The organism is Streptomyces sp. NPDC054872 (assembly GCF_053610705.1).
The window spans coordinates 55654-80076 of the sequence record NZ_JBSGYY010000044.1 but is presented as its reverse complement, the minus strand read 5'-3'; the positions used below and the strand labels follow the sequence as shown (position 1 = coordinate 80076).

The window sequence follows — 24423 nt, the reverse complement described above, 5'->3', positions numbered from 1 at the left end:
CCGACGCGACGCAGGAGCGCCCTTTACACCCGGCCCGCAACCGCCAACCTCGGGACAACCGGGCGGCCCCGGCAACAAGTCAAAGCCACCGGACCAGCAAAGCCACCCGCCCGGGTCGGCCCACTACCGGACCAGCCGTGCCCATACCGTCTTGCCGACCTCCCTCTTCGCCACGCCCCACTCGCTCGCCAGCGCCGCCACCAAGAGCAGGCCCCGCCCCGACTCCTCCTCGGGGGCAGGCAGTTGAGGGGCCAGCGGCGGGCCGCACTCCGCCCGGCAGTCACTCACCTCGATGCGTACGCCGCCACCCTCGTACGCCAGCCGCAGTTCGAAGTCACGGCCTGGCACCCGGCCATGTGTCGCCGCGTTCGCCGCAAGCTCGGCGACGATCTGCGCCACTGTCTCGGAGAGTTCGCAGCCGTAGGGCACGCCCCACTCGTCGAGGTGGTACCGCGCCAGACGCCTGGCCAGGCGAGCACCTCGGGGCGTCGCACTGAAACGCTGCGTGAACACATTTACGGAGGTCGCGGTTTGCGCTCGCTGTGGCATGGCGCCCACCGTGGCTTCGCGTCACCTCTCTCACCAGGACCTCAACTCGTACGCTCCGTATTTGTACGAGTACGAAGTGTGGACAGTACGCGTAACCGACCGTGACCATGGGCGGGTTGGCGGGGACCGGTAAGCGAGCGTCAGGGGATACCCGTGATGTCGTCAAGTACGCAGGGCAGTAACGAGCCCGAACCGACGGATGGGCTCAAGGCCTTCGGCGCCGCGGTCAAGAGCTTCCGCAAGCGGGCGGGATTCACCCAGGAGGCGCTGGCCCCTGAGATCGGCTACTCCACGCACTTCCTCGCCTCGATCGAGCAGGGGCGGCGATTCCCGCCACCTCGCTTCGTCGACCAGGCCGAGGCCAGCCTGGACGCCTTCGGAACGCTGCGGCTGATGGTAAATCAGCTCTCAAGGCAGCGAGGCCTCGCGTCGTGGTTCCGCCACTGGGCAGATCTCGAACAGGAGGCACTGAACCTGTACACGTACGAATGCCGTTTGATGCCAGGCCTGTTGCAGACAGAGGCGTACGCGAGGGCCCTGTTCGGCGCCCGGGTGCCGCTCCTGTCCGACCAGGAACTGGAGGAGAAGGTGGAGGCCCGTCTGGAGCGGCAACTGCTGTTGCGCGAGCGCCCCAACACGGACTTCAGCTTCATCATCGAAGAGCACGTCTTCTTGCGGCGAACGGGCGGCGCGGAGGTCACCGGCAAGCTGATCGAGCACGTGCTGATGGCCACCTCGCCCCGCAACATCCAGTTGCAGGTCATGCCGCTGACGCAGGGCGTTCACCCCGGACTCGACGGTCCCATCCGGCTCCTGGAATCGCCGGACAACAGATGGTTCGGGTACTGCGAGGGGCAGGAGAGCGGCCAGTTCGTCGCCGACCCGAAAGTCACCAGTACGCTCCAGGTGCGGTATGCGAAACTGCGCTCACAGGCCCTCACCCCCGAGGACTCTGTGAGCCTGTTGGAGCGACTGCGAGGAGCGCAATGAGCACCATCGAACTCGCCTGGTTCAAGAGCAGCTACAGCGGCAGCTCCGGCGACGACTGCGTAGAAGTAGCCCTCGCCTGGCGCAAGTCCACCTACAGCAGCGGCGGCGACGGCGACTGCCTAGAAGTAGCCCCCTGCCCCACCACCATCCACCTCCGCGACTCCAAGAACCCCGAGGGCCCCCAACTCGCCCTCACCCCCACCGCCTGGCAGGACTTCACCGCCTACGCCGCCGCTGAGCCCCAGGCACAGTAGCCGTCGCCATCACCCTCACCCCAGCCAACACCGCCACAATCCCCCCAAGAACCATCACCACGGACGTGGACGCCGCGTCCACCACCACGCCTCCCGCCAGCGCGCCGAACGCGAACGTCGCCTGGAACGACGACGTGAACACCACGGACGCGGCTTCGGGCGACCCCGGTGCCGCCGTCACGAACCACGTCTGCGAGCAGACGGGCACTGCCCCGTAGGCGGCGCCCCAGACCAGGAGCAACGCGAGCGCGCCGGCCTTTCCCGCGCCGAGGACGGGCAGCAGCAGCGTCGCGGCGGCGATCAGACCGGCCGCCACGGCGAAGGTGCCGCGCAGTTCGCGTCTCACCCACGCGCCCGCGACGAAGTTGCCGACGATGCCCGCAGCGCCGTACGCGAGCAGGAACACGGTGATGAGTTGCGGGCCCGCATGTGCTACGTCCGCCAGGAACGGGGTGACGTACGTGTACGTACCGAAGTGCGCCGTCACGATGAGGAAGGTCACGGCCAGGCCGCCCCTGACGCGGGGCATGCCGAGCAGGTCACGGAGAACAGTCAGCCGGGTGACACTCTTCGGCGGCAGCGCCGGAACGGACACCACCAGCGCGGCGAGGACGGCCAGCGTCAGGACGCCCATCATCGCGAACACCACACGCCAGCCTGCGAATTGGCCCAGCAGAGTCCCCGCCGGCACGCCCAGCACCGAACCCAGCGGGACGGCGGAGAAGATCACGGCGGTCGCCCGCCCTGCCTGCGCCTCGGGGACCAGGCGGGCCGCGAGCCCCGCCCCGATGGACCAGAAGGCGCCGATGACGAGTCCGACGAGGACGCGGGAGACGAGCATCAGCCAGTAGCCGGGCGCGATCGCCGCGAGGAAGTTCGCGAGGGCGAGGACCAGGGTCAGGGCGCAGAGCATGCGGCGCCGGTCGACGCGTCCGGTCGTGACCGTCACGGCCGGTGCGGCGACGGCCGCGAGGATGCCGGGCAGGGTCATCATCAGGCCGGCTGTGCCGTCCGAGATGGCGAAGGTGTCGCCGATCGGGGTGAGAAGGCCGATCGGCAGGATCTCGGTGGTGACGATGGAGAAGATCCCCAAGGTCACAGCGATGACGGCCGGCCAGCTGCCCTGCCGTGCGCGGGCAGACGAGACGTCGATGGATGAGGGTGACGTGGCGGATGCGGGCATGCTGCCGAGTTCAGCAGCGCCGTACGGTCCCGGTCTGGCACGTATGCGACACGAACGTCGCGCGGCGAGGGTGATGCCGGATTCCCGCGCCCCGCCCTCACCGCGACCCGGTCCGCCCCGCCCTCACCGAGCCGCACCCCACCCTCACCGCGCCACGCGCCTCAGTGCGTGATCGCAGGCTCCGCATCGGCCGCGTTCGCTGAACTCGCCCCGCTGCCCAGGTGGTTGAAGACCAAGTTCAGCGCCACCGCCAGCAAGCACCCCGTGGAGATCCCCGAGCCCAGGACGATCTGCGCCCAGGCCGGGAACGCGTCGTAGAAGCCGTCCGAGAGTGCGGGGGCCAGGCCCGCGCCGAGGGTGACCACCACGATCAGGGCGTTGTCGCCCCGGTGCAGGTCCGCCTGGAGGAGAGTCTGGATGCCGCTGACCGCGATGGAGCCGAAGAGGAAGAGGCTGACGGCGGCGAGGACCGGCATCGGGACCACGGAGATCAGCGCCGCCGCGGCCGGGCTGAGGCCGATCAGGACGAGGATGGCGCCGCTGAGTGCCACCACGAACCGGCTGCGCACCTTGGAGATGACGACCAGGCCGATGTTCTGGGCGAACGCGCTCGCGTGGAAGGCGTTGAAGAGCGGGCTCAGGGCCGAGCCGAGCGCGTCGGCGCGCAGGCCGCGGGCGATGGTCTTCTCGTCGACCTCCTTGTCGACGATCTTCCCCAGGGCGATCATGTCCGCCGTCGACTCCGTGAGAATCACCAGCATCACCACGCACATCGAGATGATGGCCGGGACGTTGAACTCCGGTGCGCCGAAGTGGAGTGGCGAGGGGATGCCGACCAGGGCCGCGTCGTCCAGCTTGGAGAAGTCGGCGAGGCCCATCGGAATCGCGAGCAACGTACCGAAGATCATTGCGAAGAGCATGCTGATCTGCTTGAGGAAGCCCCGCGTGAACCGCTGGAGCAGCAGCATGACCAGAACCGTCGCGCCCGCGAGGCCGATACTGCCCGGCTCCGGCGTGCCCGTGGCCGAGTCGTCCACGATCCAGTCGTACGCGACCGGGATCAGCGAGACGCCGATCAGGGTGATGACCGATCCCGTCACCACCGGAGGGAAGAAGCGGACCAGGCGTGAGAAGTATGAGCTGACCAGGAAGCCGAAGACACTGGAGACGATGATCGCCCCGAAGACGACCGGCATCCCCGCCTCGACGCCGCCCTGGGTCGTGAGGATCGTCAGCATCACGCCGACGCCGGCGAACGAGACACCGTTCACGAAGGGCAGGCGCGAACCGATGAAGTTGCCTATGCCCAGGGTCTGGAGCAGCGTCGCGATGCCCGCCATCAGCAGGCTGCCGCCCATGAGTACGGCCGTGTCCCCCGGCGACATCTTGGCGGCGACGGCCACGACGAGCGGGACCGAGACCGCGCCCGCGTACATGGAGGCGACGTGCTGGAGGCTTGCGACGAGCATCCGGCCCGGCGGCAGGATCTCGTCGACCGGATGGACTTCGTGGGCCGCGTCGACGGGGTCGGTCCTGCCGACTGCTGCGGCCTTCCCGGCAGGGCTGGGCTGAGAACTCATGGGTGGCGCTTCTTCCGTGTGCGTGACGCCGGAAGTCGGCCCCGCCGCGCGGGAGTTCACGAGGCGCGCGGCAGGACCGACCACTATTCCGACTGGAAAGTAACTTCCGCGATGCGGGCGGCGTCACGCACGTTACGTCAGTGGGCCCCCGCCGGGGAAGACCCTTCATGCACCCTCTGTTCAGCGATTTCTCCCCCGGGCTCCATCGGATTGGTCACCTCGTCGTCCTCGCCTCGCTTGCCGATGTGGTTGAAGACCAGGTTCAGCAGCACCGCCGCGACACAGCCCGTGGAGATGCCGGAGTCGAGGATGATCTTCGCGGTCTCCGGGAACGCGTGGTAGAACTCCGGCGCCGCGATCGGGATCAGGCCGACGGCCAGCGAGACGGCCACGATCAGGACGTTGTTGTCACGCTCCAGGTTCGCCTTGACCAGCGTCTGGATGCCGCTGGCCGCGACCGAACCGAAGAGGACGACACCCGCGCCACCGAGCACCGGTCGCGGTACGACGGCGATGAGCGAGGCCGCCATGGGGCACAGGCCCATCAGGACCAGGAAGCCGCCGCCCACCGCGACGACGTATCGGCTGCGGATCTTCGTCATCGCGACCAGGCCGATGTTCTGCGCGAACGCGCTGCACATGAAGCCGTTGAAGAGCGGGCTGACCGCCGAACCGAGGCAGTCCGCGCGCAGGCCCGCCGCGATGGTCTTCTCGTCGGCCGGCCGGTCCACTATCTCGCCGAGCGCCAGCATGTCGGCGGTGGACTCGGTCATCGAGACGACCATGACGACACACAGGGAGACGATCGCCGCCGCCGCGAACTGCGGCGCGCCGAAGTGGAACGGCGTCGGGAAGCCGACGATGTCCGCGTCGCCCACCGGGCTGAAGTCGGTGACGCCGAACGGGATCGCGATGAGCGTGCCGACGACGAGGCCGAGGAGCACGGCGATCTGCTTGACGAAGCCGGTGGTGAAGCGGCGGAGCAGCAGCACGATCACGAGCGTGATGCCCGCGAGGCCGAGGTTCTTCATCGAGCCGTAGTCGTCGGCTCCCGGAACCGGCCCCTGTGCCCAGCCGAAGGCCACCGGCATGAGCGAGATGCCGATGAGCGTGATGACCGTGCCGGTCACCACCGGCGGGAAGAAGCGGACGAGCTTGGAGAAGAACGGCGCCGCGATGAAGCCGAGTACACCGGCGACGATGACCGCGCCGAAGATGATCGGTAGCGCGTCGTCCTTGTTGTCGGTCGACTCGACGACCGCGATCATGGGGGCGACACCCGCGAAGGTGACACCGTTGACGAAGGGCAGACGGGCGCCGATCTTCCAGATGCCGAGCGTCTGGAGGAAGGTGGCGAGGCCCGCGGTGAACAGACAGGCGCCGGTCAGGAACGTGAGTTCCTTCGCGGAGAGGCCGATCGCCGCGCCCACGATGAGCGGAGGGGCGACGACGCCCGCGTACATGGCCGCCACGTGCTGGAGACCGGTCGTCGCCATCTTGAGCGGGGGGAGCTTCTGGTCGACGGGGTGAATCTCTTGTACGGCTCTTTCGCCACGTATGGCGCTCTCGCCGTCGCCTTCGGATGGGTCTGGGGTGGTGCCTTGCTTGGTGAACCTGGGCTGAGTGGCCACTGTGGCTCCTCCGGTTGTTTTCCAGTACGGCGGGCTCTGCCGGCACTTTTCGCTTCTGGGAGGTGGTGCGTCGTGCAAGGACTTGCTCGGTATGAAGTTGTGGGTGGTGCGCCCAGGTAGTACTGACTTAGTACTGACCGCCCCGGGAACGTGAAGCTTTGGGCCACGTTCCGGGGCGGCACTTGAGCAACCCGCTCGGCTGCTCAAGTCCGGTCAAGGGCCGTCCCCCCTGACCGGAGTTCTTGGGTTCAGGCCCCGGCGGCGATCCGCGCGAGGCGCTGCGCCTCCTCCCGCGCTGAGCGGGCGATGGCGTCCTCGTCGACGTGCAGCAGACGATCGTTCTCGACGATCGGGCGGCCGTTGACGAGGGAGAGCGTGACCGGGGCCGCCGCGCCGAAGACGATGGCGGTCACCGGGTCGGCGATCGAGGAGTGCCCGATGCCGTCGATCTTCCAGAGGACCAGGTCCGCGAGCTTGCCCGGCTCGAGGGACCCGATCTGGCTTGCGCGGCCCAGGACTTGGGCGCCGCCGAAGGTGCCGAGGCGCAGTGCCTGACGCGCGTTCAGGGCCGCTTCACGGTGCGCGCCGAGGCGGTTGATGAGCAGCGCGTTGCGCAGCTCGGTGTGGAGTTCGCCGGACTCGTTGGACGCGGTGCCGTCGACGCCGAGGCCGACCGGGACGCCCGCCTTGAGCATGTCGGGGACGCGGGCGATGCCTGCCGCGAGACGCGCGTTGGAGGACGGGCAGTGCGCGACGCCCGTGCCGGTGCGGGCGAACGCGGCGATGTCGGAGTCGTTCATGTGGACGCAGTGCGCCATCCACACGTCGTCACCGAGCCAGCCGGTCGACTCGAAGTAGTCGGTGGGGCCCATGCCGAAGAGCTCGTGGCAGAACTTCTCCTCCTCGACCGTCTCGCTGCCGTGGGTGTGCAGACGTACACCCTTGGCGCGCGCCAACTCGGCGCCCTGCTTCATGAGTTCGGTCGAGACCGAGAACGGGGAGCAGGGGGCGACGGCGACCTGGGTCATCGCGTCGAAGGAGGAGTCGTGGTGCTTGTCGACGGTCTCGGCGGTCGCGGCGAGGGCACCCTCGAGGGTCTCGACGGCGAAGTCCGGCGGCAGGCCGCCGTCCTTCTCGCTGCGGTCCATCGAGCCGCGGGCGAGGGTGAAGCGGACACCCATGTCGCTCGCGGCGCCGATGATGGCACCGGACAGGTCACCGGAGTTCTTCGGGAAGACGTAGTGGTGGTCCATCGCGGTGGTGACACCGCCGCGGGCCATCATGCCGAGGGAGCCCTGGGCCGCCGCCTTCACCATCTGCTCGTCGATGCGCGCCCAGGTGGGGTAGAGCGCGGTCAGCCACTGGAACAGGTTGTGGTCGGTGGCCAGGCCGCGGGTGATCCACTGGTAGAAGTGGTGGTGCGTGTTGACCAGGCCGGGGGTCACGAGGTGACCGGTCCCGTCCACGCGGCGTACGACGTTCTGAAGGCCCTCGGGAGCCTTCCCCGCGCCGATGGACTCGATCTTGTTGCCCGCGACGACGACGTATCCCGACGCGTACTCGGTGTCGTCCGCGTCGACGGTCGCGATCGCACAGTTCTCGATGACGATGCGCTGCAGGTCTGCCGGTGCTGCCATGGTGCTTCTTCCTTCGTGTGTTTGTGGCGATGTGGGCACGGCATGACCCTAGGAAGATTTGAGTGCCGCGGCCGCGGGGCCGCGGGTGCCGAGATGGTTGAAGAACAGGTTGAGCAGGACCGCGGCCAGCGCTCCCGCACTGATTCCGGAGCCGAGGACGGTCTGCGCCCAGGCCGGGAATTCGGCGTAGAAGGTGGGCGCGGCGAGCGGGATGATGCCCGCTCCGAGCGCGACGGCCACCAGGATGATGTTGGAGCTGTCGTCGAGGCCCGCCTCGGAGAGCGTACGGATGCCGCTCACCGCGATGGAGCCGAAGAGGACGATGCCCGCGCCGCCGAGTACCGGCATGGGGACCACGTTGACGACGGCTCCGAGCACCGGAAAGGCGCCGAGCACGATGAGCGCGCCACCGGCGACGGCGACCACGTACCGGCTGCGGACCCGTGTCAGGGAGACGACGCCGACGTTCTGCGCGAAGGCGGAGGTCGGGAAGCCGCCGAAGACGGGGCCGACGAGGGTCGCGATGCCGTCGGTGCGCAGGCCGCGGGTGATGGTCTTCCCGTCGGTCTCGCGCTCGCAGATCTCGCCGAGGGCGAGCATGCCGGCCGCCGACTCGGTCATCAGGACCAGCATGACGATGCAGAGGGAGAGGATCGCGGCGGGCTGGAAGGTGGGCGCTCCGGCGGCGAACGGTGTCGGCAGCGCGGCGAGCGGGGCGCTCTGCACCGAGGTGAAGTCGGCCATGCCGAACGGGATCGCGGCCAGCGTTCCGATGAACATGCCTGCCAGCAGGGCGACTTGCTTGAGAAATCCGCGTCCGAAGCGCTGGAAGAGCAGGATCACCACGAGGGTGAAGGCGGCGAGCGCCAGGTACTTCATGTCGCCGAACGTCGGGTCGGTGTCGTCCCCGCCCTGCGCCCACTTCACGGGCACGGGCATCAGCGTGACGCCGATGAGGGTGATGACGACGCCGGTGACCAGCGGCGGGAAGAAGCGGAGGAGTCGGCCGAAGAACGGGCCGATGGCGAGGCAGAAGATGCCCGCGACCATCACCGCGCCATAGATGGCCGGGAGTTGCTCGCCTTTGGCGTTGGTCTCGGCGATGGCGAGGATCGGCGCGATGCCGGCCGACGACGCGGCGTTGACGAAGGGGAGCCGGTTGCCGACGAAGCCTTTGACGCCGAGCGTCTGAAGGATGGTGGCGAGTCCGGCGATCAGCAGTCCCGCCGCGATGAGCCGGGTCTGGGCCACGGTGTCGAGACCGCAGGCCTGCCCGATGATCAGCGGCGGAGTGACGACGCCCGCGTACATGGCGGCGATGTGCTGGAGTGCGGCGGGGACGAGCCGCGAGGGGTGGAGCTTCTCGTCCACCGGGTGACAGTCGGGAGTCGAGGCTCCCTCGGTCATCTCCGATGGGGTGGAACACGGGCCTTTCGCCGGCCCCTTTGCAGGCTGTGCCATTGCTGCTGTTCCCTCCGGTGTGGCGCGCCACCGTCCGCTGCGGACGGACGGGGGCGCGCGTCCCGCGTCAGAGGTTGGTCATGTCGACCGGGATCTTCGGCTGAACCCCGTCCCTGAGAACCGTGGCCTCGATCAGGCCGTAGGGGCGGTCCGCCGCGAAGTAGACCTCGTTGTCGTTCTTCAGCCCGAAGGGCTCGAGGTCCACCAGGAAGTGGTGGTTGTTCGGCAGCGAGAAGCGGATCTCGTCGATCTCGCTCCGGCTGTTGATGACGCGCGAACCCATTTGGTAGAGGGTCTGCTGCAGCGAGAGGGAGTACGTCTCGGCGAAGGCCTGCAGGATGTGCTTCTTGGCCTGCTCGTACGACTTCTCCCAGTTGGGCATCCGGTCCGCGTCGCTGGTCCAGTTGTAACGCCAGGCGGCGGAGACGTCGGTGCACAGGATGCGGTCGTACGCCTCCTTCAGCGTCGTGTACTTGTCCTTGACGTAGCCCCAGAACTCCGAGTTGGTGGAGTTCATGACCGTGAGGTCCTTGAGCCCGGAGATGATCTCCCAGTTCTCGCCGTCGAAGGTGATCTGCGTGGTGCGCAGCTCCTGGCCCTTGCGGGCGAAGGAGTGGTTCACCTCGTCCGAGCCGATGAACCTGGAGTTGTTGTCCGAGGTCGCGATGCGCTCCCAGGAGTACTCCTGGATGCGGATCCGGGCGCGGTGGATCGGCTCCTGCGTCGTCACGAAGTGACGGGCGAGGTGGATGCCGAACTGCTCGGCGGACTCGATGCCGTGCTCCTTGGCGAACGCGAACACCGTGTTCTTGGTGGTGTCCGTCGGCAGGACGTTGGCGTTCGAGCCGGAGTAGTGCACGTCGTCCATGTCGCCGGAGAGCGCGACCGAGACGTTCAGGTCCTTGATGTGGTGGGTGTCGCCGTCCCGCGTGATCTTGACGACGCGGTTCTCTGCTTTGCCGTACTGGTTCTGGCCGAGAATCGTGGGCATGTCTGCTAGCTCCCTCGGTAAACGGAGTAGCCGAACGGGTTGAGCAGCAGCGGTACGTGGTAGTGCTCGCCCGGTGTGACGGCGAACGTGATCGCCACCTCCGGGAAGAACGCACCGCTGTCCCTTACGCGGGGGGCGTCCTGCTGCGCCTCGGCTTGCTTCTTGGAGAAGTAGGTCTCGACCTCGAAGTCGAGCCGTACGTGGGTCGTGCCCTCCGGCAGGGCCGGGAGGTCCTTGCAGCGCCCGTCCGCGTCGGTCGCGGAGCCACCGAGCGCCACCCACTCGGCGTCACGGCCGCTGCGGGCGGTGAGCGAGATGGCGACGCCCTCGGCGGGGCGTCCGACGCTGGTGTCCAGGATGTGCGTGGACACCGAGGCGGTGGTGTCAGTGCTCATCAGTCCTTGTCCTCTTCTACGAGACGGGTCAGCCGGATTCGGTTGATCTTCCCGAGTTCGGTGCGCACGATCTCGCGCTCCTGCTCGGCGGTGTTGCCGATCCGGATCTTCACCGCATCGCGCATCTGCTCACCGGTCGCGCCGGTGGCGCAGATCAGGAAGACATGGCCGAACTTCTCCTGGTAGGCCAGGTTCAGTTCGAGCATCTCTGCCTTGAGCTCTTCGGAGGCCCCCGCCATGCCGCGCTGTTCACGCGACGACGTGGGGTCCCCGGGCTTCGGGCGGCCGATCGGCGGGTGCCCGGCCATCGCCTCGGCCAGATCCTCGGCGGTCAGCTTCGCCATGGCGGCGTCGCTGGCGGCGAAGAGGGCTTCGACGGTGGGGAAAGGGCGCTGGGAGAGCAGGGTGCTTCCCCAGGCCGATGAGGCGCAGGCCTCGTGGAGAGCGGCGGTGGCCGCAGTCTCCGGCAAGGCGTTGAACCGGGCAAGGCCCGGCGTCGAGCTCGAAGTCACGGGTGCCTCCGTGGCCATAGGGCCTTGTGCTGGACGGGCTGCGGATAGCTAACGCCAGCCGAAACACCACGTCAACACTTTGTTGAAAACTTCGAGAAACAAAAACCGCCGTCCGGTTAACGGACGGCGGCCTGCCACAGCGCTCTGACCTGGGAGGTCAGGGAAGCCGGGGAGATCAGGTGGAACGGTTGAGGTAGTTGTACACGGTGAAGCGCGATACGCCGAGCGCGCCGGCGACCGTCTCCACCCCGTGCCGCACGGCGAAGGCGCCTCGCGCCTCGAGTATCCGTACGACCTCCTGCTTGGCCTTGCGGTCAAGGTCCGACAGGGGCATGCCGCGCTTGCGCTCCAGGGCCAGCAGGATGTGGTCCAGGGAGTCCGCGAGCTGCGGAAGGCGTACGGCGACCACGTCCTCGCCCCGCCAGGCGAGGACGACGTCGTCGGTGCCCGCCTCGTCGGGGGGCACCATTTCGCCGCCCATGGCGTCCACGAGCGGCTTGACGGCGGCCACGAAGGGGCCGTGGTCGTCTCTGGCACCGGTCATTCGACGGCCTCCCCCGACTCTCCGAGCACGTTCACCTGCAGTGAGACGCGGGTCGCGCCCGCCTCCAGGGCCTTGCGCAGCAGCGCGTCGACGGCGGTCAGGACCTCGTCCGCACCGCCTTCCGCGGTATTGCCGAAGGGGCCGACGTCCACGGCGTCGAGTTCGGCCCCCTGGATGACGTCACGGGCCACCACCGCATGGGCGGGCGCCTCGTCCAGGTCGAAGGGTTCGGTCGTGAACTCCACTCTCAATCGCACGCGCACAACCTACTGCCGCGGGGGGATTTTCCGGCAGCCCCCTCTTGACAAGGGCGGATCCTCGACGGCAATCTTCCATCAGACAGAAATTAACTTCCGCAATACGGAAGGAGCGCGGAAGCCCCATGGGATACTCCGACCAGCGCTTCAATGTGAACCTGTCGATCCTCTTCACGGAACTCCCGCTCCTGGAGCGCCCCGCGGCCGCCGCCGCGGCGGGCTTCACGGCGGTCGAGCTGTGGTGGCCCTGGGTCGACGCCCCCACCCCCGAGCAGTCCGAGCTCGATGCCCTCAGGGCCGCGATCACGGACGCCGGCGTACAGCTGGTGGGCCTGAACTTCTACGCCGGGCAGCTGCCCGGACCGGACCGCGGCGCCCTGTCGATCCCGGGCGAGGAGAGCGAGAAGTTCCGCGCGAACCTCTCGGTGGCGGCGGACTTCGCCGAGTCCCTCGGCTGCAAGGCGCTCAACGCGCTGTACGGCAACCGGGTGGAGGGCGTGGAGCCCGCCGTCCAGGACGAACTCGCCCTGGAGAACCTGGCGTTGGCGGCCCGTGAGGCCGACCGCGTGGGCGCCGTGCTGCTGATCGAGGCCCTGAACAAGCCCGAGTCGCCGCGCTGCCCGATCGTCAGCGCGGACGCGGCGATCGCCGTGGTCGACAAGGTGAACTCCGCCACCGGGCTCGGCAACGCGAAGTTCCTGATGGACCTGTACCACCTGTCCATGAACGGCGAGGACCTGCCGGCCGTCATCGATCGGTACGTCGCTCAGACCGCGCATGTGCAGATCGCCGACAATCCCGGCCGTGGGGCCCCGGGTACGGGGTCGTTGCCTCTGGAAGAGCTGCTCGATCAGCTCCGCAAGGCCGGATACGAGGGATACGTGGGCCTTGAGTACAAGGCGGGCGATCGTCCCAGCGCTGAGGCGTTCGGCTGGCTGCCTGCTGCGGACTAGACCGCCGCTTCGCGGCGGATGTCTCCCACCCGCCCACCCGGCGCCCCGCACCCGATTCGTCGACGTAGACAAGCTTTAGAAAGGCTCCACCATGAGCAACCTTCCCAAGATCGCGTGGATCGGACTCGGCATCATGGGGTCCCCCATGTCCGAGAACCTGATCAAGGCTGGTTACTCCGTCACCGGCTTCACCCTCGAGCAGGACAAGCTCGACCGCCTCGCCGCGGCCGGCGGCACCGTCGCCAAGTCCATCGCCGAGGCCGTCAAGGACGCCGACGTCATCGTCACGATGGTGCCCGCCTCTCCGCAGGTCGAGGCCATCGCGTACGGCGAGGACGGCATCCTGGAGAACGCGAGGTCCGGTGCGCTGATCGTCGACATGTCGTCGATCACCCCGCAGACCTCCGTGGACCTGGCCAAGGCCGCCAAGGACAAGGGCATCCGTGTCCTCGACGCCCCCGTGTCGGGCGGTGAGGCCGGCGCCATCGAGGCCGTGCTCTCCATCATGGTCGGCGGCGAGCAGGCCGACTTCGACGAGGCCAAGCCGCTCCTGGACGCCCTCGGCAAGACCATCGTGCTGTGCGGTCCGCACGGCTCGGGTCAGACCGTGAAGGCCGCCAACCAGCTCATCGTCGCCGTGAACATCCAGGCGTGCGCAGAGGCCGTCGTCTTCCTGGAGAAGTCCGGGGTGGACCTGACCGCCGCCCTCGACGTCCTGAACGGGGGGCTTGCGGGCTCGACCGTCCTGACCCGCAAGAAGGACAACTTCCTCAAGCGCGACTTCAAGCCCGGCTTCCGGATCGACCTGCACCACAAGGACATGGGCATCGTCACCGACGCCGCCCGCAATGTCGGTGCCTCGCTCCCCGTCGGCGCCGTGGTCGCCCAGCTCGTCGCCTCGCTGCGCACGCAGGGTGACGGCGGCCTCGACCACTCCGCGCTGCTGCGCGGCGTGGAGCGCCTCTCGGGCGCCGAGCTCTAAGCAGCCCCGAAGGGCTTCACGAGCTCCCTCAACTTCCGGGTCGCGGCGGCGCTGACACCTGTCCTGTCGCGCCCAGGCGTCGCCGCGGCCCGGAACTCAAGACTTCGGCTCAGACCAGCGAACAAGCTCCACCCAAAACTTCAACAAACTGTTGACGTAGCTGTTCAGGCGTACTTACGCTCACGTCACCTCAGCAGTTTCAGCAGTCCGTACGGAAGGTCAACTCCGCCACCATGTCGCAGCGTGTGCTCACGACCGAGTCCGGCGCCCCTGTCGCCGACAACCAGAACTCAGCCACCGCCGGCGTCGGTGGCCCGATCCTCCTCCAGGACCAGCACCTCCTCGAGAAGCTCGCCCGCTTCAACCGTGAGCGCATCCCGGAGCGTGTGGTGCACGCGCGTGGTTCCGGTGCCTACGGCTACTTCGAGGTGACCGACGACGTCACCGCGTACACCTCGGCCGACTTCCTGAACGCCGTCGGCAAGCGCACCGAGACCTTCCTGCGCTTCTCCACGGTGGCGGACAGCCTCGGCGGCGCGGACGCGGTCCGTGACCCGCGCGGCTTCGCGCTGAAGTTCTACACCGAGGAGGGGAACTACGACCTCGTCGGCAACAACACCCCGGTGTTCTTCATCAAGGACCCGATCAAGTTCCCCGACTTCATCCACTCCCAGAAGCGCGACCCCTTCACGGGCAAGCAGGAGCCGGACAACGTCTGGGACTTCTGGGCGCACTCCCCCGAGGCGACGCACCAGGTGACGTGGCTGATGGGCGACCGCGGCATCCCCGCGTCGTACCGCCACATGAACGGCTACGGCTCGCACACCTACCAGTGGACGAACGCGGCGGGCGAGGCCTTCTTCGTGAAGTACCACTTCAAGACGAACCAGGGCGTACGCAGCCTTTCGTCGGAGCAGGCCGCCGAGCTCGCGGGCAAGGACGCCAACTCGCACCAGACGGACCTTCTGCAGGCCATCGAGCGCGGCGTGAACCCGTCCTGGACGCTGCACGTGCAGATCATGCCGGCGGCCGACGCGGCGGACTACCGCTTCAACCCCTTCGACCTGACGAAGGTGTGGCCGCACAGCGACTACCCGCTGCAGCGCGTGGGCCGTCTTGTGCTCGACCGCAACCCCGACAACGTCTTCGCCGAGGTCGAGCAGGCCGCCTTCTCCCCGAACAACTTCGTTCCGGGCATCGGTCCGTCGCCCGACAAGATGCTCCAGGGCCGCCTGTTCGCCTACGCGGACGCGCACCGCTACCGTCTGGGCGTCAACCACACGCTGCTCCCGGTGAACGCGCCGAAGGCGACCACCGCGAACAACTACGGCCGTGACGGCCTGATGGCGGCCAACGCCTACGGCCGCGACCGCAAGAACTACGAGCCCAACTCGTACGACGGCCCGGCCGAGACCGGTCAGCCGCTCTCCGCCCCGCTCGCCGTCAACGGCCACACGGGCACGCACGAGGCGCCGCTGCACACCAAGGACGACCACTTCTTCCAGGCGGGCGAGCTGTACCGCCTGATGTCGGCCGAGGAGCAGGCACGCCTGGTGGCGAACATCGCGGGCGGCCTCTCGCAGGTCAGCCGCGACGACGTCATCGAGAAGAACCTGGCCCATTTCCACGCTGCCGACGCCGAGTACGGCAAGCGCGTGGAGGAGGCCGTCCGCGCCCTGCGCGAGGACTAGAACTCCCGGACTGCACCGGGGAGTTGACGGGAGGTCAATTTCCCGGTGCTGCGCCCGCACCATCACGGACCCGGATGAGGGGTGGTCCCGTGGTGAACGGGCCGGACGAGGACCGCGGCGGCTCTGCGAGCCAGTGCGGTGGTAAAGGTCAGGCGGCTCCCTTCTCGACCTGAGGGAGGGGAGAACCGCCGGTCCATTCGCAGCCGCCGCGGTCCCAGCCGTAACGGGCCCCTGGGCCTTGGACCCCCATGACTCCGTCCGGCAGCGCGTATGCATGTTCCGCCAGTCGCGCGCGGTCGGACGGCTACAAATTCCTCCCACCGAAGCCAGAGCGCCGAGTACGGACGGTCCCGTACTCGGCGCTCTTTCGCGTGCGCTCGGCTTCGGCGGGTCTCTTCTGGTTCGCCTTCTCCTGCGGGTGCGTGGGGGCTGGTCGCGCAGTTCCCCGCGCCCTTCGGGGCGCCCCGAAGGGGCGTGCGGTACTAGCTGACCTTCTCCCCCGTCGCCAGCTTGGCCACCATCCGTTCCAGCCTGGCAGCCCGTGTGGCGGGGGTTCTCGCCGTCATCAGCCTGTGCAGCACCACGTACTGGTCCGACTTGCCCAGGGCCTCGAAGGTCTCGCGAGCCGCCTGGCTCGCCGCCAGGGCCGCCCTCAGGTCGTCCGGCACCGTCGCGGTGCGCTGGGACTCGTAGGCGGCCTCCCAGCGTCCGTCGGCCTTGGCCGCCGCCACCTCCGCGAGGCCCGCCGCACGCATGCGCCCCGCGGCGGTCAGTTCCGCCACCTTCTGGACGTTCACCTTCGACCAGAGGCCGCGCGGCCGGCGCCGGGTGATCTTCTGCAGGTAGTACACGTCGTCGTACGACCTTCGCTGACCGTCGATCCAGCCGTGGCAGAGCGCCACGTCGATGATCTCCCCCGCCGTCACGGAGGGCACGCCCGAGGCCTTCTTGGCGACCAGTAGCCACAGGCCCGGCGCGGTGTCGTGGTGTGCGGCCAGCCAGGCGTCGAGGTCCGCGGCCTCCGCACAGGTCATGACCCGCATGCCGTCCAGCGATTCCATGCGCACACACTAATGGGGCGGCCCACCCCCCACGGGTGGACCGCCCCTTTCGACGCTCAGCGCCGCGTCACACCTTCAGCGGCCGGATGGCCGTGGGCGCGTGGCCCGGCTCGGTGGCGAGCTCCTCGAACTCCTTGACCGCGCTGATGTCGGCCGTGGGGCTCATGGAGATGTTGGTGATGCGCTCCAGGATGGCCTCGACGACGACCGGGACCTGGTGCTCCTGGGCCAGCTTCTTGGCCTGCTCGAAGGCCTCGCCCAGTTCGTTCGGGTCGGTGACGCGGATGGCCTTGCAGCCCAGGCCCTCGGCGACCTTGACGTGGTCGACGCCGTAGACGCCGAGCTCGGGGCTGTTCTGGTTCTCAAACTCCAGGTTGACCTGGAAGTTGATGTCCAGGCCGATCTGCGCCTGGCGGATCAGGCCCAGGTAGGCGTTGTTCACCAGGACGTGGACGTACGGGATGCGGTGCTGCGCGCCGACCGCCAGCTCCTCGATCATGAACTGGAAGTCGTAGTCACCGGACAGGGCGACGACGGGGGTGTCGCGGTCCGCGGTGGCGACACCGAGCGCGGCCGGGATCGTCCAGCCGAGGGGGCCCGCCTGGCCGCAGTTGATCCAGTGGCGCGGCTTGTAGACGTGCAGCATCTGGGCGCCCGCGATCTGCGAGAGGCCGATGGTGGTGACGTAGCGCGTTTCCGGGCCGAAGGCCTTGTTCATCTCCTCGTAGACGCGCTGCGGCTTCATTGGGATGTTGTCGAAGTGCGTGCGGCGCTGGAGGGTCTCCTTGCGCTCCAGGTGGGAGGCGACCCACACGGAACGGTCCGGGAGCTTGCCCGCGGCCTTGAGCTCCTTGGCCACCTCGACGAACAGCTCCAGGGCGACCTTGGCATCGGATGCGATCCCGTAGTCCGGCGCGAAGATCTTGCCGATCTGGGTCGGCTCGATGTCGACGTGCACGAACTTGCGGCCCTGGGTGTAGACGTCCAGCTTGTAGCCGGTGTGACGGTTGGCCCAGCGGTTGCCGATGCCAAGGACGAAGTCCGACTCCAGGAACGTGGCGTTGCCGTAACGGTGGCCGGTCTGCTGGCCGACCATGCCCGCGTTCAGGTCGTGGTCGTCGGGGATGGTGCCCCAGCCCATCAGGGTCGGGACGACCGGGGTGTTGGTGATCTCGGCGAACTCGACCAGGAGGTCGGAGGCGTCGGCGTTGATGATGCCGCCGCCGGCGACGATCAGCGGACGCTCGGACTCGACCAGGAAGGTGATGGCCTTCTCGATCTGCGCGCGGGTCGCGGTCGGCTTGTAGACCGGCAGCGGCTCGTACGTGTCGATGTCGAACTCGATCTCGGTCTGCTGGACGTCGATCGGCAGGTCGATGAGGACGGGACCCGGGCGGCCCGAGCGCATCAGGTGGAACGCCTGCTGGAAGATGCCGGGAACCTGGGCGGCCTCCAGGACCGTGACGGCCATCTTGGTGACCGGCTTGGCGATCGTCGCGATGTCGACGGCCTGGAAGTCCTCCTTGTGGAGCAGGTGCGTCGGCGCCTGGCCCGTGATGCAGAGGATCGGGATGGAGTCACCGGTCGCGGAGTACAGACCGGTGATCATGTCGGTGCCCGCCGGGCCCGACGTACCGATGCAGACGCCGATGTTGCCGGGGTTGGCACGGGTGTAGCCCTCGGCCATGTGCGAGGCGCCCTCGACGTGCCGGGCGAGCGTGTGGTCGATGCCACCGCCCTCCTGGAGCGCCTTGTAGAAGGGGTTGATCGCGGCGCCGGGGACACCGAACGCGTTGGTGACGCCCTCGCGCTTGAGGATCTCAACTGCCGCGCGGACAGCGGTCATACGAGCCATGGGGTTCTCCTGCTTCGACAACAGCTTCGACAGCTGCGCCGACCTCGCGGCCGGCGTGTTCGGCTGGCGGATCCGGCTCCCGTCGCGCCCCGCGGTGAGCTTCTGTTTCCGCATTGTGGAAAGTTAGTTCTGCTATATGGAAGCAATGTAGGGGGGTCCGGTGGAGACCGTCAAGAGTTGTCCGGGAACCGGGCCGCCCGGGGGCGCGTCCCAGTCGTTGAATTCAGCATTGAATTCGGGCCACACCATCGGGGGGTCGATCGTGGCCAGTTCACCGGGCGCGTCCCCTGCGGGGCAGGGCACGCCGAGCCACGGCCGCTGGAGGGCGGGCCCCCTGCTCGGGCAGGGAAGCCTCGGGCGCGTCTTCCTCGCGTACGACGGGACGGGGCGCGCGGCCGCTCTACGGGTGGTGCGCGCTTCCCTCGCCCGGGACCAGGAGTTCCGCAGGCGCTTCGGCAACGAGGTGCACGCGATCGCCGCGGTACGGGGACCCCACGTCACCGCACTCATGGACGCCGACCCGCACGCCGAGGTGCCCTGGCTCGCCATGGAGTACGTCCCGGGTCCGACGCTCGCCACGCGGGTACGGGATCTCGGCGGGCCGCTCGGCACGCCGGAACTGCGGACGCTGGCGCACGCCCTCGCCGGGGCCCTTGACGACATCCACCGGGCAGGGCTCGTGCACGGTGGCCTCCGGCCGTCGAACGTGCTCCTGACCGCCGCCGGCGCCCGCGTCGCCGACTTCGGCATGGCCGGGTGCGCGGCACGGGCCGGGGAGGCGGGAAGGCCGGGGTACACGGCACCCGAGCTCCTGACCCCACCGTCACGGGGCGAGGCCAGACCGGCGTCGGACGTCTTCTCGCTCGGCGCGGTCCTCGCCTTCGCGGCGGCCGGGCGCGGCCCCTTCGACACCGGAGGCGACGAACCGGACCTGGCGGGTGTTCCGGATGAGCTGCTTCCGCTGGTCACCGCCTGCCTCGCCGGGCACCCCACGGCCAGGCCCGCCCCACGCACCGTCGCCCGGATGGCGGGCCTCCCCCTGCCGGGCAGCCGCCGCCGCGCCCTGACCCTGGCGGGCACCCTGTTCTTGGCCCAACTGGCTGCCGTACCAAGCCCACTTGGTGGACGATGGAAACCACGAACCGTCGAGCGGTGACGGCGAGCACTGACGTGACGGGTGAGGGTGATGACGGAGAGCGGCGTCCCGGTACGGTGCCCGGTCTGCCGGCGCGATCATGTGTACGCCCCGCCGTCCTACCCCTGCGCGTGCGGCGCCCCCGTGGTGCCGCCGGTGGCGCGCGGGGCGACGGTACTGCCGGTGACGGACCGGACGTGGGCGGACGAGTGGGTGACCGTGCGGTGCCGGATGTGCGGGCGCCGGGGCCAGTGGCCGCAGCCCGAGCTGGGGTGCGCGTGCGGGGCGGTCCTGCGTATTCCGGTGCGGTCGGTGCAGGCGCCTTCGGTGTCCCCGACGGCTCCGGCACACCCTGAGACTCCGGCGACTCCGCCACCGACCGCCCCAACGTCTCCGGCTCCTCCGGCGCACATCCCGCTCCCCCGGACGGCGCCGACTCCCAGGCCCGCCTTCCGGCCGGTGCCGGTCCGCACGGCGCGGGACGCGGTGACGGTGGCGGGGCTGTATCTGCGGTGGCTCGGTTACGCGGAGGTCCGGGCAGCGGTCAAGCGGGCGCCTTCCGGGGTGCGGGTGTCGGCGCGCGGAGTGATCGCCCTGGTCGAGCCGTCCGTGCAGCCGACGTCACTGCGTGATGTGGAGTGTCTGTGGCTCAGCGCGATGTCCGACGCCGTCGCGTGCGTCTGCTTCTCGCTCGCGGGTTACGAGGAGAGGGCCCGCGCACGGGCTGACGCGCTGTCCGTCCCCTTGTTCGTCATCGACCTCGCGGGGTCACCCCAGCCGGTGAACAGCGCGGCGGCGGAACTGATCGCCTCGGGGTGACCGGTGGGGCGGGTATCAAGGCAGGGGTGGTGCTCCGGAAAATCCCGCGGCCGCCACCCGGGAAACCGCCATACTCACCAGATGCACATCCGCCCCGCCACGCCGGCCGATCTCCCCACCCTCCAGGACATCGAACGGGCCGCGGGCGAACCCTTCCGCGCCCTGGGCATGGCGGCGATCGCCGACGACGAACCCCCGGGCATCGCGCTCCTGGAGGAATTCCGCCGGGCAGGCCGCGCGTGGGTGGCCACCGAGGGGGACGGCACTCCCGTCGCGTACCTCCTCAGCGAGCCGGTGGACGCCGCGGAACACGTCGAGCAGGTCTCCGTGCACCCGCGAGCGGCGCGTCAGCGCATCGGCGGGGCCCTGATCGAGCACACCGCCGGGCGCGCCCGCGCGGCAGGCAGCCAATCCCTGACGCTGACCACCTACACGGACGTCCCCTGGAACGCGCCGTACTACGCCCGCATCGGGTTCCGCGTGCTCGCGGATGCCGAACTCACCCCGGGGCTACGGGAGATCCGTGCCCACGAGGCCGAGCTCGGCCTCGACCGCTGGCCCCGCGTCGCCATGCGCCGCGAGCTCAGCCCGGGTGCGGCAGGTCCCCGTACCGCTCCCTGAGTTCGATCTTGCGCACCTTCCCGGACACCGTCATGGGGAAGCTCTCCAGGATGCGCAGCCCGGCCGGGATCTTGTAGTGCGCCAGCTGTCCCGCGCAGAAGTCCCGCAGATCCTCCGACGTCGGCGGATCCTCGGCGTCGCGCGGGATCACGCAGGCCAGCGGCACCTCTCCGTAGCGCTCGTCCGGGACGCCCACCACCTGGACGTCCGCGATCTTCGGATGGCCGTAGAGGAACTCCTCGATCTCGCGCGGGTAGATGTTCTCGCCGCCCCGGATGATCATGTCCTTGATGCGGCCGACGATCTGGACGTACCCGTCATCGCGCATGACCGCCAGGTCACCGGTGTGCATCCAGCGCCCGGCGTCGATGACCTCCGCCGTCCGCGACGGCTCGTTCCAGTAGCCGAGCATCACGCTGTAGCCGCGTGTGCACAACTCGCCCGACGCGTTTCGCGGGAGCGTCACGCCGCTGACCGGGTCGACCACCTTCACCTCGATGTGCGGGAGGACGCGCCCCACCGTGCCGGTCCGCCGCTCCAGGTCGTCCGTGCGGCGCGTCTGCGTGGAGACCGGGGAGGTCTCCGTCATGCCGTAGCAGATGGAGACCTCCTCCATGTGCATCTCGGCGACCACCCGTTTCATCACCTCGACCGGGCAGGGCGAGCCCGCCATGATGCCGGTGCGCAGCGAACTCAGTTCGTACGTCGCGAAGTCGGAGAGGTTGAGCTCGGCGATGAACATCGTCGGTACGCCGTACAGCGACGTACAGCGCTCGCGCTCCACCGCGTGCAGCGTGGCGACGGGGTCGAAGGACGGCGCGGGGATGACGATGCACGCACCGTGGGACGTAGCACCCAAGTTGCCCATGACCATGCCAAAACAGTGGTAGAAGGGCACGGGGAGACACACCCGGTCCTGCTCGGTGTAGCCGACGGTCCGGCCCACCCAGTAACCGTTGTTGAGGATGTTGTGATGGGAGAGGGTCGCCCCCTTGGGAAAGCCGGTGGTGCCCGAGGTGTACTGGATGTTGACGGCGTCGTCACAGCTCAACTCCGCCTCACGGGAGGCCAGTTCAGCGGAGGACACCTCGGCCGCCGCGTCGAGCAGCACGTCCCACGAGCCGTCCTCGATGTAGTGGACGGACCTCAGATCAGGGCAGGCGGGCCGCACCTGGTCCACGAGCGCCCGGTAGTCGCTCGACTTGTGCGCCTGCGAGGCGACCAGGACGGAGACTCCGGCCTGCTTGAGCACGTACTCCAACTCATGCGCCCGGTAGGCGGGGTTGATGTTCACCATGATCGCGCCGATCCGCGCGGTGGCGTACTGCACGAGCACCCACTCGGCACAGTTCACCGCCCAGATACCGACGCGATCCCCCTTGGCGACCCCGACGCCCAGGAAACCCCGCGCCAACTGCTCGACAGCGGCGCCGAATTCGGCGTACGTCCAACGCGTCCCCGCCGCGACGTCCACCAGCGCGTCCCGCTGCGGCCAGGCAGCGATGGCCCGGTCGAGGTTCCGGCCGATGGTGTCACCGAGCAGCGGCGTCGAACTGCCCCCGTGGGCATACGACAGCTCGCTCATCGACGCACCCGTCTCGCTCTTCGCCCCGCTCTTCGACTCGCTCACCGGAAGTCCTCCTCGCGGTACTCGGCGTCGGAGCCCGCGGCCGTCGCCTCACGCAGCTCGATCCGGCGGATCTTCCCGGAAACGGTCTTGGGCAGCGGCCCGAACTCGATGCGGCGCAGCCGCTTGTAGGGGGCGAGGACAGCGCGGGAGTGCTCGAAGAGCAGTTTCGCCGTGCCCGGTCCGGGTTCGTGTCCGGCGGCGAGGACGACGTACGCCTTCGGCACCGCGAGTCGCAGCGCGTCCGGTGCGGGCACCACCGCCGCTTCCGCCACCGCCTCGTGCTCCAGGAGCGCGCTCTCCAGCTCGAACGGGGAGATCTTGTAGTCGGAGGCCTTGAAGACGTCGTCGGACCGGCCCACGTACGTGATGTAGCCGTCGGCGTCGCGGGTGCCGATGTCGCCGGTACGGTAGTAGCCGCCGGCCATCGACTCCGCGGTGCGTTCCGGGTCACCGTGGTAACCGACCATCAGGCCGACCGGGTTCGTGGCGAGGTCGAGGGAGATCTCACCCTCCGCAGCTCCCGGTTCGCCCGTCACCGGGTCGAGGAGCTCCACGACGAAGCCGGGCGTGGGGCGTCCCATCGAGCCCAACTTGAGTGCCTGCCCGGGTGAGTTGGCGACCTGTACGGCGGTCTCCGTCTGCCCGAAGCCGTCCCTGATGGTGACACCCCAGTCGCGCCGCACCTGGTCGATGACCTCGGGGTTGAGCGGTTCGCCCGCGGCGACGACCTCGCGCGGCGGTGTCCGCAGCTGGGTGAGGTCGGCCTGGATCAGCATCCGCCACACCGTGGGGGGTGCGCAGAAGCTGGTGACGCCCGCTCGGTCCATCTCGGCCATCAGACGGCCCGCGTCGAAGCGCGTGTAGTTGTGGATGAAGACCGTCGCCTCCGCGTTCCAGGGCGCGAAGAGGTTCGACCAGGCGTGTTTGGCCCAGCCCGGCGACGAGATGTTCAGGTGGACGTCGCCGGGCTTGAGTCCGATCCAGTACATCGTCGCCAAGTGGCCCACCGGGTACGACACATGGGTGTGCTCGACCAGCTTCGGGCGGGCCGTCGTGCCCGAGGTGAAGTACAGCATCAGGGGGTCGTCGGCGTGGGTGACCCCGTCGGGCTCGAAGGCCTCCGGGGCGTCGTCCGCACCCTCGTAGGCGATCCAGCCGGGCGCGTCGCCGCCCACCACGACGCGGGTGTAGTCGCCGGGCACATCGTCGAACTTCGACGTGTCCTCGGGCCGTACGACGACGTGCTTGGCCCGCCCGCGGCCGATGCGGTCCCGCAGGTCGACGGGGCCGAGCAGGGGCGTCGCCGGGATGACGACGGCGCGCAGCTTCATCGCGGCGAGAGCGATCTCCCAGAGCTCGACCTGGTTGCCGAGCATCACGACGACGCGGTCACCGGCGCGGACGCCCTGGGCGCGCAGCCAGTTGGCGACCTTGTCGGAGCGTGCGGACAGGTGCGCGAAGGAGAAGCGGGTGGCCGGGCCGTCCTCCTCGACGATGTGCAGAGCGGTCTTGTCGTTGTCGCGGGCGATGACGTCGAACCAGTCGAGCGCCCAGTTGAACCGCTCGGGCCGCGGCCAGGCGAAACCCTCGTACGCGGCCTCGTAGTCCTCCCGGTGCCGCAGCAGGAAGTCCCGGGCCGTGCGGAACTGTTCCGTGCCACTGGTGCCTGTCGTGCCCGTCGTCGTCATCGCG

At 68.9% G+C, this 24423-nt stretch carries 23 protein-coding genes; 8 read left to right on the top strand and 15 right to left on the bottom strand.

The features are described from left to right. Positions 1-123: 123 nt before the first annotated feature. Positions 124-549, bottom strand: a complete 426-nt coding sequence (locus ACWGIH_RS36935; RefSeq protein WP_453446608.1) for an ATP-binding protein — start codon at positions 547-549, stop codon at positions 124-126. 156 nt (positions 550-705) lie between these two features. On the opposite strand from ACWGIH_RS36935, the gene ACWGIH_RS36930 reads away from it, so the two are divergent. Both ACWGIH_RS36930 and ACWGIH_RS36925 read left to right on the top strand, forming a co-directional pair. After that, a complete protein-coding gene (locus ACWGIH_RS36930; RefSeq protein ID WP_453446610.1) occupies positions 706-1539 on the top strand; it encodes a helix-turn-helix domain-containing protein in 834 nt (277 codons plus the stop codon). Continuing rightward, a complete protein-coding gene (locus tag ACWGIH_RS36925) occupies positions 1536-1793 on the top strand; it encodes a DUF397 domain-containing protein (protein ID WP_453446612.1) in 258 nt (85 codons plus the stop codon). The genes ACWGIH_RS36930 and ACWGIH_RS36925 overlap by 4 nt, the downstream gene beginning before the upstream one ends. Here ACWGIH_RS36925 and ACWGIH_RS36920 read toward each other — a convergent pair. From ACWGIH_RS36920 to ACWGIH_RS36875, 10 genes are all read right to left on the bottom strand, one after another. Continuing rightward, positions 1756-2976: an MFS transporter gene (locus tag ACWGIH_RS36920; protein WP_453446614.1), complete on the bottom strand. Its 1221-nt coding sequence runs from the start codon at positions 2974-2976 to the stop codon at positions 1756-1758. The genes ACWGIH_RS36925 and ACWGIH_RS36920 overlap by 38 nt on opposite strands. Positions 2977-3137: 161 nt before the next feature. Then, positions 3138-4556, bottom strand: a complete 1419-nt coding sequence (locus ACWGIH_RS36915) for a nucleobase:cation symporter-2 family protein (protein ID WP_453446616.1) — start codon at positions 4554-4556, stop codon at positions 3138-3140. A gap of 137 nt (positions 4557-4693) precedes the next feature. Further along, positions 4694-6187: a nucleobase:cation symporter-2 family protein gene (locus ACWGIH_RS36910; protein ID WP_453446618.1), complete on the bottom strand. Its 1494-nt coding sequence runs from the start codon at positions 6185-6187 to the stop codon at positions 4694-4696. Between the two features lie 248 nt (positions 6188-6435). Beyond that, entirely contained in the window at positions 6436-7824 is a 1389-nt protein-coding gene (locus ACWGIH_RS36905) for an 8-oxoguanine deaminase (protein ID WP_453446619.1), read from the bottom strand. A 48-nt stretch (positions 7825-7872) separates the two neighbouring features. Further along, the gene (locus ACWGIH_RS36900) at positions 7873-9285 is read right to left on the bottom strand and encodes a nucleobase:cation symporter-2 family protein (protein WP_453446620.1); all 1413 of its coding nucleotides are present in this window, start codon (positions 9283-9285) and stop codon (positions 7873-7875) included. A 67-nt stretch (positions 9286-9352) separates the two neighbouring features. After that, positions 9353-10276 carry a factor-independent urate hydroxylase gene (gene pucL, locus ACWGIH_RS36895; protein WP_453446622.1) on the bottom strand — a complete coding sequence of 308 codons (924 nt, stop codon included), beginning with the start codon at positions 10274-10276 and terminating at the stop codon, positions 9353-9355. 5 nt (positions 10277-10281) lie between these two features. Next, positions 10282-10671, bottom strand: coding sequence for a hydroxyisourate hydrolase (uraH, locus tag ACWGIH_RS36890; protein WP_160507956.1), 390 nt, complete (start codon positions 10669-10671; stop codon positions 10282-10284). Beyond that, a complete protein-coding gene (uraD, locus tag ACWGIH_RS36885; RefSeq protein WP_453446624.1) occupies positions 10671-11183 on the bottom strand; it encodes a 2-oxo-4-hydroxy-4-carboxy-5-ureidoimidazoline decarboxylase in 513 nt (170 codons plus the stop codon). Before uraD ends, uraH begins: the two co-directional genes overlap by 1 nt. Positions 11184-11358: 175 nt before the next feature. Further along, entirely contained in the window at positions 11359-11727 is a 369-nt protein-coding gene (locus ACWGIH_RS36880) for a helix-turn-helix domain-containing protein (RefSeq protein WP_363209682.1), read from the bottom strand. Next, positions 11724-11984, bottom strand: coding sequence for a hypothetical protein (locus ACWGIH_RS36875; RefSeq protein ID WP_363209683.1), 261 nt, complete (start codon positions 11982-11984; stop codon positions 11724-11726). Before ACWGIH_RS36875 ends, ACWGIH_RS36880 begins: the two co-directional genes overlap by 4 nt. Before the next feature lie 125 nt (positions 11985-12109). Between ACWGIH_RS36875 and ACWGIH_RS36870 the strand changes: the two genes are divergently transcribed. The 3 genes from ACWGIH_RS36870 (at position 12110) to ACWGIH_RS36860 (ending at position 15610) form a co-directional block, all read left to right on the top strand. Then, positions 12110-12937 carry a TIM barrel protein gene (locus ACWGIH_RS36870; RefSeq protein ID WP_453446625.1) on the top strand — a complete coding sequence of 276 codons (828 nt, stop codon included), beginning with the start codon at positions 12110-12112 and terminating at the stop codon, positions 12935-12937. Between the two features lie 91 nt (positions 12938-13028). After that, positions 13029-13919 carry a 2-hydroxy-3-oxopropionate reductase gene (locus tag ACWGIH_RS36865; protein ID WP_451211750.1) on the top strand — a complete coding sequence of 297 codons (891 nt, stop codon included), beginning with the start codon at positions 13029-13031 and terminating at the stop codon, positions 13917-13919. Between the two features lie 233 nt (positions 13920-14152). Beyond that, entirely contained in the window at positions 14153-15610 is a 1458-nt protein-coding gene (locus ACWGIH_RS36860; protein ID WP_453446627.1) for a catalase, read from the top strand. A 482-nt stretch (positions 15611-16092) separates the two neighbouring features. On the opposite strand, the gene ACWGIH_RS36855 is transcribed toward ACWGIH_RS36860, so the two are convergent. After that, positions 16093-16671 carry a YdeI/OmpD-associated family protein gene (locus tag ACWGIH_RS36855; protein ID WP_453446628.1) on the bottom strand — a complete coding sequence of 193 codons (579 nt, stop codon included), beginning with the start codon at positions 16669-16671 and terminating at the stop codon, positions 16093-16095. A gap of 67 nt (positions 16672-16738) precedes the next feature. After that, positions 16739-18526 (bottom strand): glyoxylate carboligase, encoded by a 1788-nt coding sequence (gene gcl, locus ACWGIH_RS36850; protein WP_453446708.1) that lies wholly within the window; start codon positions 18524-18526, stop codon positions 16739-16741. A gap of 262 nt (positions 18527-18788) precedes the next feature. On the opposite strand from gcl, the gene ACWGIH_RS36845 reads away from it, so the two are divergent. The 3 genes from ACWGIH_RS36845 (at position 18789) to ACWGIH_RS36835 (ending at position 21101) form a co-directional block, all read left to right on the top strand. After that, complete coding sequence (locus tag ACWGIH_RS36845; protein ID WP_453446630.1) at positions 18789-19682, top strand: serine/threonine-protein kinase; 894 nt, start codon at positions 18789-18791, stop codon at positions 19680-19682. A gap of 438 nt (positions 19683-20120) precedes the next feature. After that, positions 20121-20480, top strand: coding sequence for a hypothetical protein (locus ACWGIH_RS36840; RefSeq protein ID WP_453446632.1), 360 nt, complete (start codon positions 20121-20123; stop codon positions 20478-20480). An 81-nt stretch (positions 20481-20561) separates the two neighbouring features. After that, a complete protein-coding gene (locus ACWGIH_RS36835) occupies positions 20562-21101 on the top strand; it encodes a GNAT family N-acetyltransferase (RefSeq protein ID WP_453446633.1) in 540 nt (179 codons plus the stop codon). Here the strand turns inward: ACWGIH_RS36835 and ACWGIH_RS36830 are convergent. Together ACWGIH_RS36830 and ACWGIH_RS36825 are read right to left on the bottom strand one after the other, a co-directional pair. Beyond that, positions 21064-22686, bottom strand: coding sequence for an AMP-binding protein (locus ACWGIH_RS36830; RefSeq protein WP_453446709.1), 1623 nt, complete (start codon positions 22684-22686; stop codon positions 21064-21066). The genes ACWGIH_RS36835 and ACWGIH_RS36830 overlap by 38 nt on opposite strands. 41 nt (positions 22687-22727) lie before the next feature. Next, the gene (locus ACWGIH_RS36825) at positions 22728-24419 is read right to left on the bottom strand and encodes an AMP-binding protein (protein WP_453446635.1); all 1692 of its coding nucleotides are present in this window, start codon (positions 24417-24419) and stop codon (positions 22728-22730) included. Positions 24420-24423 lie beyond the last annotated feature (4 nt).

What these genes read in the sequence shown, in the direction of transcription:
- uraH (WP_160507956.1), bottom strand. Translation starts at nt 10,671, where the DNA reads ATGAGCACTGACACCACCGCCTCGGTGTCCACGCACATCCTGGACACC.
- ACWGIH_RS36905 (WP_453446619.1), bottom strand. Translation starts at nt 7,824, where the DNA reads ATGGCAGCACCGGCAGACCTGCAGCGCATCGTCATCGAGAACTGTGCG.
- gcl (WP_453446708.1), bottom strand. Translation starts at nt 18,526, where the DNA reads ATGGCTCGTATGACCGCTGTCCGCGCGGCAGTTGAGATCCTCAAGCGC.
- ACWGIH_RS36935 (WP_453446608.1), bottom strand. Translation starts at nt 549, where the DNA reads ATGCCACAGCGAGCGCAAACCGCGACCTCCGTAAATGTGTTCACGCAG.
- ACWGIH_RS36865 (WP_451211750.1), top strand. Translation starts at nt 13,029, where the DNA reads ATGAGCAACCTTCCCAAGATCGCGTGGATCGGACTCGGCATCATGGGG.
- ACWGIH_RS36860 (WP_453446627.1), top strand. Translation starts at nt 14,153, where the DNA reads ATGTCGCAGCGTGTGCTCACGACCGAGTCCGGCGCCCCTGTCGCCGAC.
- ACWGIH_RS36880 (WP_363209682.1), bottom strand. Translation starts at nt 11,727, where the DNA reads ATGACCGGTGCCAGAGACGACCACGGCCCCTTCGTGGCCGCCGTCAAG.
- ACWGIH_RS36855 (WP_453446628.1), bottom strand. Translation starts at nt 16,671, where the DNA reads ATGGAATCGCTGGACGGCATGCGGGTCATGACCTGTGCGGAGGCCGCG.
- pucL (WP_453446622.1), bottom strand. Translation starts at nt 10,276, where the DNA reads ATGCCCACGATTCTCGGCCAGAACCAGTACGGCAAAGCAGAGAACCGC.
- ACWGIH_RS36870 (WP_453446625.1), top strand. Translation starts at nt 12,110, where the DNA reads ATGGGATACTCCGACCAGCGCTTCAATGTGAACCTGTCGATCCTCTTC.
- ACWGIH_RS36925 (WP_453446612.1), top strand. Translation starts at nt 1,536, where the DNA reads ATGAGCACCATCGAACTCGCCTGGTTCAAGAGCAGCTACAGCGGCAGC.
- ACWGIH_RS36825 (WP_453446635.1), bottom strand. Translation starts at nt 24,419, where the DNA reads ATGACGACGACGGGCACGACAGGCACCAGTGGCACGGAACAGTTCCGC.
- ACWGIH_RS36900 (WP_453446620.1), bottom strand. Translation starts at nt 9,285, where the DNA reads ATGGCACAGCCTGCAAAGGGGCCGGCGAAAGGCCCGTGTTCCACCCCA.
- ACWGIH_RS36830 (WP_453446709.1), bottom strand. Translation starts at nt 22,686, where the DNA reads ATGAGCGAGCTGTCGTATGCCCACGGGGGCAGTTCGACGCCGCTGCTC.
- ACWGIH_RS36920 (WP_453446614.1), bottom strand. Translation starts at nt 2,976, where the DNA reads ATGCCCGCATCCGCCACGTCACCCTCATCCATCGACGTCTCGTCTGCC.
- ACWGIH_RS36930 (WP_453446610.1), top strand. Translation starts at nt 706, where the DNA reads ATGTCGTCAAGTACGCAGGGCAGTAACGAGCCCGAACCGACGGATGGG.
- ACWGIH_RS36915 (WP_453446616.1), bottom strand. Translation starts at nt 4,556, where the DNA reads ATGAGTTCTCAGCCCAGCCCTGCCGGGAAGGCCGCAGCAGTCGGCAGG.
- ACWGIH_RS36835 (WP_453446633.1), top strand. Translation starts at nt 20,562, where the DNA reads ATGCACATCCGCCCCGCCACGCCGGCCGATCTCCCCACCCTCCAGGAC.